General features: G+C 63.7%; 11 protein-coding genes. 6 read left to right on the top strand and 5 right to left on the bottom strand.

Annotation, left to right across the window (positions count from 1 at the left end):
* Positions 1–11: 11 nt before the first annotated feature.
* From lnt to ACZ92H_RS10080, 6 genes are all read left to right on the top strand, one after another.
* Entirely contained in the window at positions 12–1,592 is a 1,581-nt protein-coding gene (lnt, locus tag ACZ92H_RS10105; RefSeq protein ID WP_465049216.1) for an apolipoprotein N-acyltransferase, read from the top strand.
* A 147-nt stretch (positions 1,593–1,739) separates the two neighbouring features.
* The gene (gene glyQ, locus ACZ92H_RS10100; RefSeq protein ID WP_131373661.1) at positions 1,740–2,657 is read left to right on the top strand and encodes a glycine--tRNA ligase subunit alpha; all 918 of its coding nucleotides are present in this window, start codon (positions 1,740–1,742) and stop codon (positions 2,655–2,657) included.
* A 37-nt stretch (positions 2,658–2,694) separates the two neighbouring features.
* Positions 2,695–4,797 (top strand): glycine--tRNA ligase subunit beta, encoded by a 2,103-nt coding sequence (gene glyS, locus ACZ92H_RS10095; RefSeq protein WP_465049215.1) that lies wholly within the window; start codon positions 2,695–2,697, stop codon positions 4,795–4,797.
* Positions 4,797–5,384: a D-glycero-beta-D-manno-heptose 1,7-bisphosphate 7-phosphatase gene (gene gmhB / locus ACZ92H_RS10090; RefSeq protein WP_131373659.1), complete on the top strand. Its 588-nt coding sequence runs from the start codon at positions 4,797–4,799 to the stop codon at positions 5,382–5,384. The genes glyS and gmhB overlap by 1 nt, the downstream gene beginning before the upstream one ends.
* Before the next feature lie 16 nt (positions 5,385–5,400).
* Positions 5,401–6,141, top strand: coding sequence for a lysophospholipid acyltransferase family protein (locus ACZ92H_RS10085; RefSeq protein WP_131373658.1), 741 nt, complete (start codon positions 5,401–5,403; stop codon positions 6,139–6,141).
* A gap of 44 nt (positions 6,142–6,185) precedes the next feature.
* On the top strand, positions 6,186–7,118 hold the full coding sequence (locus ACZ92H_RS10080; protein WP_465049249.1) for a M48 family metallopeptidase: 933 nt from the start codon (positions 6,186–6,188) through the stop codon (positions 7,116–7,118).
* A 123-nt stretch (positions 7,119–7,241) separates the two neighbouring features.
* Here the strand turns inward: ACZ92H_RS10080 and waaA are convergent, their stop codons facing one another.
* The 5 genes from waaA to ACZ92H_RS10055 form a co-directional block, all read right to left on the bottom strand.
* Complete coding sequence (gene waaA, locus ACZ92H_RS10075; protein ID WP_465049214.1) at positions 7,242–8,516, bottom strand: lipid IV(A) 3-deoxy-D-manno-octulosonic acid transferase; 1,275 nt, start codon at positions 8,514–8,516, stop codon at positions 7,242–7,244.
* Positions 8,517–8,536: 20 nt separating this feature from the next.
* Positions 8,537–9,559 (bottom strand): lipopolysaccharide heptosyltransferase I, encoded by a 1,023-nt coding sequence (gene waaC / locus ACZ92H_RS10070; protein ID WP_465049213.1) that lies wholly within the window; start codon positions 9,557–9,559, stop codon positions 8,537–8,539.
* Positions 9,560–9,563: 4 nt separating this feature from the next.
* Positions 9,564–10,946, bottom strand: a complete 1,383-nt coding sequence (locus ACZ92H_RS10065; protein WP_465049212.1) for a phosphomannomutase/phosphoglucomutase — start codon at positions 10,944–10,946, stop codon at positions 9,564–9,566.
* Between the two features lie 90 nt (positions 10,947–11,036).
* A complete protein-coding gene (locus ACZ92H_RS10060; RefSeq protein ID WP_465049211.1) occupies positions 11,037–11,330 on the bottom strand; it encodes an H-NS histone family protein in 294 nt (97 codons plus the stop codon).
* A gap of 75 nt (positions 11,331–11,405) precedes the next feature.
* On the bottom strand, positions 11,406–12,500 hold the full coding sequence (locus ACZ92H_RS10055; protein ID WP_465049210.1) for an MraY family glycosyltransferase: 1,095 nt from the start codon (positions 12,498–12,500) through the stop codon (positions 11,406–11,408).
* Between the last annotated feature and the right edge of the window lie 121 nt (positions 12,501–12,621).

Below are 12,621 nucleotides of genomic sequence, written 5' to 3'. Positions count from 1 at the left end.
GCGTGCTGTAGATGCGTTTCAGACGCGCCGACCCCAACGCCCCCGCCAAACCGCCCCGCAGCACGTGGGCGCGCATGCTGACTGCCGCCATCGCCGGCGCCGTCGCGGTGCTGGCGTTCGCCCCTTTCGGCTACTGGCCCCTGCAAATCCTCAGCCTGGGCGTGCTGTTCTACCAGGTGCTGCGTTCGTCCAGCGTCAAGGGCGGCGCGCTGATCGGCTGGGCCTATGGCTTCGGCTGGTGCGCGGCCGGCACGCACTGGCTGTACATCTCCATGCACCGCTATGGCGACATGGCCGCGCCGATCGCGGCCCTCGCCGTGGCCCTGCTGGCCCTCCTGATGGCCATCTACGTGGCCCTGGCCATGGGCGCGGCCGCCTGGCTGCGCCAGCGCTGGGTGCTGTCGCTGCCGGCCATGACCCTGCTGGTCCTGCCGTCCCTGTGGACCCTGTTCGAATGGACGCGCGGCTGGCTGTTTACGGGTTTCCCGTGGCTGGCCACGGGCTACGCCCACAATGCCAGCCCGCTGGCCGGCTATGCGCCCGTCGTCGGCGCGTATGGCCTGGGCTGGCTGGCGGCGCTGTCCGCCGGCGCCCTGCTGCTGCTCACGCACCGCACGCGCTGGCTGGCGCTGGGCGGCGTGATCGCCCTGTACGCGGCCGGCATCGGCTTGCAGTACGTGGCCTGGACGCACCCGGTCGGGCGCCCGATCACGGTGCGCCTGCTGCAGGGGAATGTGCCGCAGCAGCAGAAATTCGATCCCGGCTTCGTGCTGGGCGCCCTGCAGATGTACCAGAGCGCCATCACCAGCGCGCCGGCCGACCTGATCGCCACGCCGGAAACGGCCGTCACCGTGCTGCCGCACCAGCTGCCGCCCGGCTATCTGGATAGCCTGGCCACGTATGCGCGGCAGACGGGCAGCACCATCCTCGTCGGCATGCCCGTGCTCGACGAGCAGCAGCGCTTCTACAATGCGGCGCTGGGCATCACGCCCAACGGTGCGCCAGGTCCGTACTACCAGTACCGCAAGCAGCACCTGGTGCCGTTCGGCGAATTCGTGCCGCCCGGCCTGCACTGGTTCGTTGCCATGATGGCCATCCCGCTGGGCGACATGGGCCGCGGCGCGGCCGTGCAGGCGCCGCTCCAGGTGCGCGACCAGCTGGTGCTGCCGAATATCTGCTACGAAGACCTGTTTGGCGAGGAAATCGCCGGCCAGCTGGCCAGCGCCCACCGCCATGGCAAGCAGTCTGCCTCGGTGCTGCTGAATATCTCCAACCTGGCCTGGTTTGGCGACTCGATCGCCATCCCGCAGCATCTGCAGATTTCGCAGATGCGCAGCCTGGAAACGGGCCGCCCCATGCTGCGCTCGACGAATACGGGCGCCACCGCCGTCATCGACGGCAAGGGCGTGGTGCAAAGTCTGCTGCCGCCGGAACAGCAAGCCACCCTGGCGGCCAAGGTGCAAGGCATGGGCGGCATGACGCCATACATTCTGTACGGCAACAAACTGGTGCTGGCCTTGGCCGCGCTGGCCCTGCTGACGGCCTTCCTGCTGTCGCGCGCCGCCCGCCGTGGCGCCGCCGCGCAGCAATAAGCGGCCGATATTGCCCGAAGAGTCACAGTGGGCCCGTAAAAACCGCTAAAATTAGCAAAACCCCGGCCCGGACGCGCTTGTTGGCAGCGTGCGGGCTTCAAGCAAACCTTAACAAAGCGCAGCCTGTCCGCGCGGCGAACTCATACGATGCTCACATTTCAACAAATTATCCTGACCTTGCAAACCTATTGGGACAAGCAAGGTTGCGCCCTGCTCCAGCCTTACGACATGGAAGTCGGCGCCGGCACCTTCCACACCGGCACCTTCCTGCGCGCGATCGGCCCGGAGCCCTGGCGCGCCGCGTATGTGCAGCCCTCGCGCCGCCCGAAGGATGGCCGCTATGGCGAAAACCCGAACCGCATGCAGCACTACTACCAGTATCAGGTGGTGCTCAAGCCGGCGCCGGAAAACATCCTCGACCTGTATCTGGGTTCGCTGGCCGCGCTGGGCCTGGACTTGAAGCAGAATGACGTGCGCTTCGTCGAGGACGACTGGGAAAGCCCGACTCTGGGCGCCTGGGGCCTGGGCTGGGAAGTCTGGCTGAACGGCATGGAAGTGACGCAATTTACCTACTTCCAGCAAGTGGGCGGCCTCGATTGCAAGCCCGTGCTGGGCGAGATCACCTACGGCATCGAACGCCTGGCCATGTACCTGCAAGGCGTGGAAAACGTGTATGACCTGGTCTGGACGGAGTGGGAAGAGAACGGTGTCACGAAAAAGCTGACCTACGGCGACGTCTTCCACCAGAACGAGGTGGAGCAATCGACCTACAACTTCGAGCACGCGAATACGGACCTGCTGTTCGAACAGTTCAGCAACTACGAAGCGGAAGCCAAGCGCCTGATCGAGCTGCAGCTGACCCTGCCCGCCTACGAGAAAATCATGAAGGCCTCGCACAGCTTCAACATGCTGGACGCGCGCGGCGCCATCTCGGTGACGGAACGCGCCGCCTACATCGGCCGCGTGCGCACCCTGTCGCGCCTGGTGGCGCAAGCGTATTACGACTCGCGCGAGCGCCTCGGTTTCCCGATGCTGCCCGCCGCCGACCAATCCGCCGCCGCCTAATTCGAGCCTCCATACCGCCGTACCAGACAAGAACACCATGAACCAAACACTGCTCATCGAACTGCTGACCGAAGAACTGCCGCCGAAAGCGCTGGCCAAACTGGGCGCCGCCTTCACCGCCGGCATCGTCAACGGCCTGAAATCGCGCGACTTCCTGGAAGCCGACAGCGTCGCCACCAGCTACGCCTCGCCGCGCCGCCTGGCCGTCTCCATCACCAATGTGCGCGAAGTCTCGCCCGACAAATCCATCCGCGAAAAAGTCCTGCCCGTCTCCGTGGCACTGGACGCGAACGGCAACGGCACGCCGCCGCTGGCCAAGAAACTGGCCGCGCTGGGCTTCCCCGACCTGACGGTGGCGGACCTGGAACGCGCCGCCGACGGCAAGGCCGACAGCTTCTTCTACACCTACACGGCGCCGGGCAGCCAGCTCGCCACGGGCGCGCAGGCTGCCCTGAGCGAATCGGCCGCCAAGCTGCCGATTCCAAAACTGATGAGCTATCAGCGCCCGGACGGCACCACCGTGCAATTCGTGCGCCCGGCGCACAGCCTGATCGCCCTGCACGGCATCAATATCCTGCCACTGACCCTGCTGGGGCTGACGGCCGGCCGCAGCACCCTGGGCCACCGCTTCCTCACCGACGGCACGCCGGTCACCATCGCGCACGCGGAAAACTATGCGCCGTCGCTGATCCTCAACGCCAGCGTCATCGCCAGCAACGAAGAACGCAAGGAACGCATCCGCGCCCAGCTGCTGGACAAGGCCGGCGCCGACCAGGTCTTGATGCCCGAAGCGCTGCTCGACGAAGTCACCGCGCTGGTCGAATGGCCGGTCGTGTATGAATGCCACTTCGAGGAAGAATTCCTGGCCGTGCCGCAGGAATGCCTGATCCTCACCATGCAGACGAACCAGAAATACTTCGCGCTGACGGACAGCGAAGGCAAGCTGCGCTCGCGCTTCCTGATCGTCTCGAACATCGAGACGGACACGCCCGAGCACATCATCGGCGGCAATGAGCGCGTCGTGCGCCCGCGCCTGTCCGACGCCAAGTTCTTCTTCGAGCAGGACAAGAAGAAAACGCTGGCATCGCGCCTGCCACTGCTGGCCAACGTCGTCTACCACAACAAGCTGGGCACGCAAGCGGCCCGTACGGAGCGCGTCAAGTCGCTGGCCGGCGCCATCGCCGCCAAGCTGCAATATGACGTCGCGCTGGCTGAACGGGGCGCCCTGCTGGCCAAGGCCGACCTGCTGACCGACATGGTGGGCGAATTCCCCGAGCTGCAAGGCATCATGGGCACGTATTACGCGCGCCATGACGGCGAGCCGGAAGAAGTGGCGCTGGCCGCCTCGGAGCACTACCAGCCGCGCTTTGCCGGCGACAGCCTGCCGTCCACCGCCACCGGCACCGCCGTGGCCCTCGCCGACAAGCTCGAAACCCTGGTCGGCATCTGGTCCATCGGCCTGGCGCCGACGGGCGACAAGGACCCGTTCGCGCTGCGCCGCCACGCCCTGGGCGTGCTGCGCATGCTGCTGGAAAAGCGCCTGCCCCTGTCGATCCAGGGCTTGTTGGCCGATGCCGCCGCGCAGTTCGCAGCCATTCCCGGCTTCAAGGACCCGGTGGCCGACGTGACCATCTTCATGCTCGACCGCCTGCGCGGCATCCTGCGCGAGCGCGGCTTCTCGCCGAATGAAATCGAAGCCGTCGTGGCGCAAAATCCCGACCGCCTGGACGACATCGTGCAGCGCCTGGAAGCCGTGCAGGCCTTTGCCGCCCTGCCGGAAAGCGCCTCGCTGGCTAGCGCCAACAAGCGCATCACGAACATCCTGAAAAAGAACGAGGAAGCCGTGAGCCAGGTGGCAGCCGGCGGCGTGAACGTGGCGCTGCTGCAGGACGAAGCGGAGAAAAAACTCGCCGCCGCCGTCTCGCGCGTGCAGCCGGAAGTCGATGCGGCCTTTGCCAAGGGCGACTTCACCGGCACCCTGCAAACCCTGGCGCAGCTGCGCGACGATGTCGACGGCTTCTTCAACGACGTGATGGTGATGGCCGAGGATGTCGCCCTGCGCAACAACCGCCTTGCCCTGCTGTCCTCGCTGCACGGCATGATGAACCGCGTGGCCGACATTTCCAAGCTGGCGGCATAATGGGGATTCCGGCGCTGAAACTGATTATTCTCGACCGCGACGGCGTCATTAATCATGACTCGCCGGACTTCATCAAGTCGCCGGCCGAATGGCTGCCGATACCCGGCTCGCTCGAAGCGATCGCCCGCCTGAACCAGGCCGGCTACCGCGTCGTCGTCGCCTCGAACCAGTCGGGCATCGCGCGCGAGTACTTCGACATGACGGTGTTGAACGCCATCCACCAGAAGATGCATACCTTGGCGCAGCAAGTGGGCGCCGATATCGATGCCATCTTCTTTTGCCCGCACGCGGGCGCGGATAACTGCGACTGCCGCAAGCCCAAGCCCGGCATGTTCCATGAAATCTCGCAGCGCTACAACACCAGCCTGAAAGGCGTGCCGACGGTCGGCGATTCCCTGCGCGACCTGCAGGCAGGCTTCATCAGCGGCTGCGTGCCCTACCTGGTCTTGACGGGCAAGGGCGAAAAAACCAACGAGACGGGTGGCCTGCCCCCCGGCACCCAGGTCTTTCCCGACCTGGCCGCCGTGGTCAGCCATCTGCTCAAGGCGCCCGCCGCAGCGGCGCCCAGCGTGGCATTGAGTATTTAATCTTCGGAGAACCGCATTGCGTAATATTTCCCTGTTCCTGCGATCCCTGCTGTTCATGATCATCATGGTCGTGGCCACCATCGTCTGGGCCTGCGTGTGCTTTTTTGCCGCGCCATTGAGCTACAACAAGCGCTATTGGGTCACCTCGCGCTGGAACGTGTTTATCCTGTGGTGTGCCAAGGTCATTTGCGGCATCCGCTATGAAGTCAAGGGCGCCGAGAACTTCCCCGATGCGCCGGCCATCGTGCTGTCGAAGCACCAGTCGGCATGGGAAACCATCTTCTTGCTGCCAAGCTTGCCCCGTCCGCTGGTGTATGTGTTCAAGAAGGAGATCCTGTACATCCCGTTCTTCGGCTGGGCCATGGCGCTGCTGCGCATGATCCCGATCGACCGCAAGCAGGGCAAGCATGCGTTCAAGAGCGTGGTGGCGCATGGCAAGCGCCGCCTGGCCGATGGCCAGTGGATTATCATGTTCCCCGAAGGCACGCGCATTCCGGTGGGCCAGACGGGCAAGTACAAGAGCGGCGGCACGCGCCTGGCCATCGCCACGGGCGCCGTGGTGGTGCCGATCGCGCATAATTCAGGCGAGTGCTGGCCCAAGCAGTCATTCCTCAAACGCCCGGGACTGATCACCGTCTCGATCGGCAAACCGATTTCGCCGGAAGGGCAAACCCCGGACAGCATGATGCAACAGGTGGAAAATTGGATAGAATCAGAAATGCGCGTCATTTCGCCTCACGCCTACAACGCTGGCTAGACGGCATCAGCGCGGTCATCCAGGAGCCGACCCTGCGCCAGCAGATGAAGACCATCAAGGTCGGCGACCAGCAACTGGATTTGTTCGCGCATGACGTCTCGACCAGCACGCCCCCGGCGGTGCGCCCCACGGCACCGCCAGCGCCGCCCGTGGAGGCGCAGCCTGCAGTACCTTTGGCGCCGCCGGCGCCTGTCATTCCTCCCGCACGTCCCATTCTTCCCTCCCCGCCACGCACGGCCGACGGCCCGCCGCTGCGCCAGCTGCAGCTGGGCAGCCACCTGGTCGAATTCGCCCTGCGCCGGTCCACGCGCCGCTCCATCGGCTTCATGATCGACGACAATGGCTTGCGCGTCACGGCGCCCAAGCGCGTCACCCTGGCCGAAATCGACAATGCCATCCGCGCCAAGCAAGGCTGGATCGTCTCGAAGCTGCTGGAACGGGGCGAGCGCAAGGTGCAGCGCCAGCAGCGCCCGCCCGTGGCCTGGATCGACGGCGCCACGCTGCCGTATCTTGGCGGCGAGATCACCTTGCGGCTGCACCAGGCGCCGCGCCACCGCGCCAGCTTCCAGCGCGAGACGAATGAATTGCACGTCTGGGTCACGCCCGCAGGCACGGAACAGCAGTTGAAGGAAAAAGTGAAAACCTGGTTCCAGCACGAGGCGCGCCAGCTGTTCGAGGCGCGGCTGGACCTTTACGCTGACAAGCTGGGCGTGCGCTACGATTCGCTGTCGCTATCGTCGGCCGGCACGCGCTGGGGCAGCTGCACCATCGAGCGCAAGATCCGCCTGAACTGGCGCCTGATCCACTTCGCCCTGCCGCTGGTCGACTACGTGGTGGCGCATGAACTGTCGCACCTGCTGGAAATGAACCACAGCCCCCGCTTCTGGGCCACCGTGGAATCGATCTATCCAGATTACGATGGCGCCAAGCAGGCGCTGAGGAAGCGCTCGCAGGAGCTGCCGGTCCTGTTCGCGTAAACAACATTGTTGGCGTCGCCTGTCGGATTACGCGCAAGCGCTAATCCGACCTACCTCGATCACGGCAGTAGGTCGGATTCGGCCGCAGGCCGTAATCCGACAGCATTGTTGGCCGTGCATCCATCACGGCAACAAAGGCTTGATGGCCGCTAGCGTGCGCGGCGTGGCGCCACGGTGCTGCGCCGCGAAGGCCAGCGCTTTTTCTCCCATGGCCGCCAGGCGCGCGCGGTCCTGCAGCAAGGCTGACGCCTGCGCCATCAGCGCATCGGCGTCCGCCACCAGCGCGGCGCCGCCGGCGGCGATCGCCTGTTCCGTGACCAGCGCAAAATTGAAGGTGTGCGGACCGATCAGCACGGGTTTTCCCAGCGCCGCCGGCTCGATCAGGTTTTGCCCGCCCAACGGCAGCAGGCTGCCGCCGACGAAGGCGCAATCGCAGGCCGCGTAGTATGCAAACATCTCGCCCATTGAATCGCCCAGCAGCACCTGCGTGCCCGCAGCAACGGGGGCGTCCTGCGCCAGGCCGGACCTGCGCTGCACGGCCAGGCCGCGCGACGAGATCAGTTGTTCCACGTCGTCGAAGCGCTGCGGATGGCGCGGCACGATCAGCAGCAGCGCGTCAGGTGGCCGGCTGGCGCGCAGCCAGGCGTCGAGGATCAACGGCTCTTCCCCCTCGCGCGTGCTGGCGCACAGCAGCACGGGCCGTGATCCTATCGCCGCGCGCAGCCAGGCGCCCGTCGCCAGTGCCGCGGCGGGCACGACGACGTCGAACTTGATGCTGCCCGTGACGACCACTTCCTGCACGCCCAGCTGGCGCACGCGCTGCGCATCGTCCGGCGTCTGCGCCGCCACCAGGGTGATGCCGCGTGCCGCATCGGCGATCAGGCTGCCCAGCCGCTGCGCCTTGGTCAGCGACCGCTGCGACAAGCGCGCATTGGCCAGCACCACGGGCACTTTGTAGCGATTGCATTGGTGGATCAGGTTCGGCCACACTTCCGTCTCCATCAGGATGCAGATGCGCGGGGCGAAATGGCGGATGAAGCGGGCAGGCATGGCGCCCGTGTCGTACGGCAGGTAGCTTTGCACCAGGCGCGCGCCGTGCCTGGCGAACAGCGCCTTGCCCGTCGCGCGTCCCGTCGGCGTCATGTGCGTGAGGACGATGCGGCAGTCGGGCCATTCGGCCAGCAGCGCATCGATCAGCGGTTCGGCCGCGCGCGTCTCGCCGACGGAGACGGCGTGCAGCCATAGCGTCGGCATCAGGGACCCGGACTGCCGGCCATAAAAGCCCAGGCGCTCGCCCCAGTGCTGGCGGTAGCCGGGTTCCTTGCGTCCGCGCAGCCACAGCCGCGCCAGCACCAGGGGCAAGGCCAGCCACCAGGCGTAGGTATATAGAAGTCGCATGATAGTTTAAGGTTGTGAAGTCAGGCAGGAGGATAATCGGCCAGCAGACGCCGTGCCGCGGCCAGCACTTCGGGCACGCCGGGCGGCGCGCCCTTGTCACCCAGGTTGATGATTTTTGGCGACCAGTTGCCTTCCGTTTTCCACAGCGGCGAATCGGCATAGATTTCCACCGTCGGCCGCACGAAGGCGGCGGCGATATGCGTCAGGCCCGTGTCGACGCCGATCACCAGCGCCGCATGGCGCGCCAGCAGCGTGGCGTCGCTCATCGACAATTTTGGCAGCACGCGCGCGTTGGGCAGGCCGGCCGCCAATTGTTCGGCTTCCGCCTTTTCCTTGGGCGAACCCCAGGGCAGCAGAATCGGCATCGGCGCCAGCGCCTGGCCCAGCGCGATCCAGTTTGCCGGCGCCCATTTCTTGGCGTCGCGCGCGGTGCCATGGAAATACACGCAATACGGCGCCTCCCCCATCCAGTCCGGGCGCGGCTCGCTGCTCGATACTTCCGGCAAGCCAAAATCGGCCGGCGTATCGACCGTGTAGCCCAGCGCGGCCGCAGCCACCAGGCGGCCACGCGCTACCGCATGCGTGCGCGGGTCGAGGGGAATGCTTTTGGTATGGAACAGGCGCGAAATGCCTTCGTAGCCCGAGCCTTCGCTGCCATTCGCCAGGCCGACCTTCTGCCCGCCCGGCGCCAGGCGCGCGGCGCCCATGATGACGCCGGTCTTCAGCAAGCCCTGGGTATCGAATACGTAATCGTAGCGCGTCTGGCGCAGGCTGCGGAAGAAGGCGGCGATTTCCGCACGCGTCTCCTTCTTGCCCAGGCTCTTGCGCCAGCGCCGCAGCGCAAACGGGAAGATGGTATTGACGCGCGGATTCAGGCGCACCAGGCTGGTGTAGCCCTCCTCGACCACCCAGTCGATGCTGGCGTTCGGATAATGGCGGGCGATGTCCGCCACCATGGGCAGGTTATGCAGCACGTCGCCCAGCGACGACACCCGCACCAGCAGGATTTTCAGAGGCGCCTGTGCGCCTGCTTGACCGGCCATGCTGTCAGAACGGCAGGACGGCATCCGGCTTGGCGGCCAGGATCACGCTCTTGAACTGGCCCTGGATGCGCGCCAGGGCTTCCGGCGTTTCCGCTTCGAAGCGCATGACGATCACCGGCGTGGTGTTCGACGAGCGGGCCAGGCCAAAGCCGTCCGCATACTCCACGCGCAGGCCGTCGATGGTGATGATCTGTTCATTGCCCGGGAAAACGGCGTCGCGGCGCAGCATGTCCATCAGCGCGACGTTTTCGCCTTCCTTCAGTTCCAGGTGCAGTTCGGGCGTGCTGTCGGACTGCGGCAGGGAATTGAGCAGCGCCGACGGATCGGCTTCCCGCGTGAGGATTTCCAGCAGGCGCGCACCCGAATACAGGCCGTCGTCGAAACCGTACCAGCGGTCCTTGAAGAAGATATGGCCGCTCATTTCGCCGCCCAGCGGGGCGCCCGTTTCGCGCAGCTTGGCTTTTACCAGCGAGTGGCCGGTCTTGTACATCAGCGGCACGCCGCCATGCTTGGTGATATAAGGCGCCAGATGGCGCGTGCATTTCACGTCGTACAGGATTTGCGCGCCAGGATGGCGGGTCAGCACGTCGGCGGCAAACAGCATCATCTGGCGGTCAGGATAGATGATCTGGCCGTCCTTGGTGACCACGCCCAGGCGGTCGCCGTCGCCATCGAAGGCGATGCCGATTTCGGCATCCGTCTCGGCCAGGCAGCGGATCAGGTCCTGCAGGTTTTCCGGATGCGCGGGATCGGGATGGTGATTGGGGAAGTTGCCATCGACTTCGCAGAACAATTCAATCACTTCGCAGCCCATGCCGCGGAACAGGTCGCCCGCGAACGCGCCGGCCACGCCATTGCCGCAATCGACGGCGATCTTGATCGGGCGCGCCAGCTTGACGTCGTCCAGGATGCGTTCCAGGTAGGCGGCGCGGATATCGTGCGTGGCATAGCTACCCGGCTGGTCGCTGTCGCTGCCGTCGTGGGCGACGATGCTGTGGTACAGCGCCTGGATCGCTTCGCCGTGAATCGCTTCGCCGGCCAGCACCATCTTGAAACCATTGTAGTCGGGCGGATTGTGGCTGCCCGTGACCATGATGCCGGAGCGCGTATCGAGCACGTTGGTGCCGAAGTACACCATCGGCGTGGCGACGACGCCCAGGTCGATCACGTCGACGCCGGCCGCCTGCAGGCCCAGGGCCAGCGCCGCCGTCAATTCAGGTCCCGAGAGGCGGCCATCGCGCCCGATCACGACACTTTTTTCTCCCTTGGCCAGGGCGGCCTGGCCAAATGCCTGTCCAATCTTGCGCGCCACGCTGGCATCGAGGGTTTTGGCGATGATGCCGCGGATATCGTAGGCTTTGAAGATCGTTTTGGACAGTGGGAGCATGGTTATCGACAATTATCTGCAAGTAAAAGGGTAGGATTTTGGCGCGCGCAGCGTGGGAAAATCTTGCCACGGCGCCAAAAGTATACCGAATTATACGCGCAGCAGATCGATGGACTTGCCCGATACCACCCAGTTCTTGACCCACAGCGGCTGACGGCCACGGCCGGTCCATTGTTCTGCGGCGTTGTCGGGATTGCGGAAACGCACGGCAACCTTGCCCGTGCGCGGATGCAAGCCATCGAGAATCAGCTGTTTCAGGGGAATGCCGGCTTGCTGTGCAATGGCCATGATCTGTTCGCGCGCCTTGCTCAAATCCTGGCGCTCGCGCTGGCTGATTTCTTGCTGAACCTTTTCCTGCAGATCGCGCAGTTCAAGCATTGTCATTGTCGATACATTCATGCTTCGCCTTCCGGATAGTAAATGCGGGTTGCTAAAGCCCGTGAATATACACCATTTAAGTCATTTCTTCTTTTTCATAATCATCCAGCGCGGAGATTTGAATCGGATAATGCGGAAATATAACCAGACATAGGCCGCCATGAATAACAGCGAACACAAAATCAATAACCAGCTATGACGCCAGAACAAGGTCGCCGGAATCACTGCCGTCAGTGAAAACAGCCATAAATAGGGTGACGTCATGGAATTACGGCGCATCAATGCCCGCGCCTCCTTGCGGCCCACCGTCCATTGCACGATGCGGCGGAAAATCAGGCTATGGAGGTGAATGCCATCGGGCATAACCGGCGATTTTCCTTGAATAAAGGCACGCCGGTAGGCGGAAAAAATCGTTTCGAATGCAGGATAAATGAGCAACAAAATCGCATACCAGGTCGATATCTGGGGATTGCGCATCACCAGCAGCAACGTCAATTCACCCAGCATGAAGCCGATAAAATAGGCGCCGCCATCGCCAAGAAAAATCAGGCCGACGGGATAATTCCAGATCAGGAAGCCCGTAATCGCGCCCGCCACCAGCAAGGCGGCGACAAGAATGAAGGAATCGTTGACTTGCAGGGCCACGTACGCCAGCGACAACAACATGCAAATGGACACCACGCTGGCCAGGCCATTGAAGCCATCGATAATATTGATGGCGTTGGCAATGCCGGCCACGGCCAGCACCGTAATAGGCAGGCTCAGCCATATAAAGGGAATCGCCCAGCTGGAAAAGACCCAGTCAACGCGGTCGATGCGTGCATCGATCAGAAAATAAGCGAGCAATGCTCCCGCCATGGTCAGCAGCAAGCGCCCCATGGGACTGACTTTGCCGGTAAAATCCTCCGCAATGCCGCCAATAAAGGCAATGCCTGAACACAGCAGCAGCGACAGCATCCAATAGGTCATGGGCGGCAGGCGCCAGATCGAGACAAAGGCGCCCAATACCACCGCCAGGAAAATCGACAGACCGCCAATACGCGCCACCGAATGCGAATGGACTTTTTGCACGCCATGGAAATCCGAGTCAAGCGCGGAGCTATGCAATCTGACCTGTTTTATAATTAACAGCGTCAATAACGCGGAGGCGACAAAGCTCACGATAAAAGAAAACATTTTTTATTATCAATAATAAAATCGGGCTTGCCACAAAAAAGCCATCGACATGGTAAAAATACGAGAAAATAGCAAACAACGGCAGCGCAATGGCATTGTACCAAAACGCCAATAAATGCCA

Source organism: Janthinobacterium foliorum, assembly GCF_978021625.1.
This window is presented reverse-complemented; position numbering and strand designations above follow the sequence as displayed.

Bases quoted from the DNA above. Each gene is read 5' to 3' on its own strand.
- ACZ92H_RS10060 (WP_465049211.1), bottom strand. From the start codon at position 11,330: ATGACAATGCTTGAACTGCGCGATCTGCAGGAAAAGGTTCAGCAAGAA.
- waaC (WP_465049213.1), bottom strand. From the start codon at position 9,559: ATGGCCGGTCAAGCAGGCGCACAGGCGCCTCTGAAAATCCTGCTGGTG.
- lnt (WP_465049216.1), top strand. From the start codon at position 12: ATGCGTTTCAGACGCGCCGACCCCAACGCCCCCGCCAAACCGCCCCGC.
- ACZ92H_RS10065 (WP_465049212.1), bottom strand. From the start codon at position 10,946: ATGCTCCCACTGTCCAAAACGATCTTCAAAGCCTACGATATCCGCGGC.
- ACZ92H_RS10080 (WP_465049249.1), top strand. From the start codon at position 6,186: ATGAAGACCATCAAGGTCGGCGACCAGCAACTGGATTTGTTCGCGCAT.
- gmhB (WP_131373659.1), top strand. From the start codon at position 4,797: ATGGGGATTCCGGCGCTGAAACTGATTATTCTCGACCGCGACGGCGTC.
- glyQ (WP_131373661.1), top strand. From the start codon at position 1,740: ATGCTCACATTTCAACAAATTATCCTGACCTTGCAAACCTATTGGGAC.
- ACZ92H_RS10055 (WP_465049210.1), bottom strand. From the start codon at position 12,500: ATGTTTTCTTTTATCGTGAGCTTTGTCGCCTCCGCGTTATTGACGCTG.
- glyS (WP_465049215.1), top strand. From the start codon at position 2,695: ATGAACCAAACACTGCTCATCGAACTGCTGACCGAAGAACTGCCGCCG.
- waaA (WP_465049214.1), bottom strand. From the start codon at position 8,516: ATGCGACTTCTATATACCTACGCCTGGTGGCTGGCCTTGCCCCTGGTG.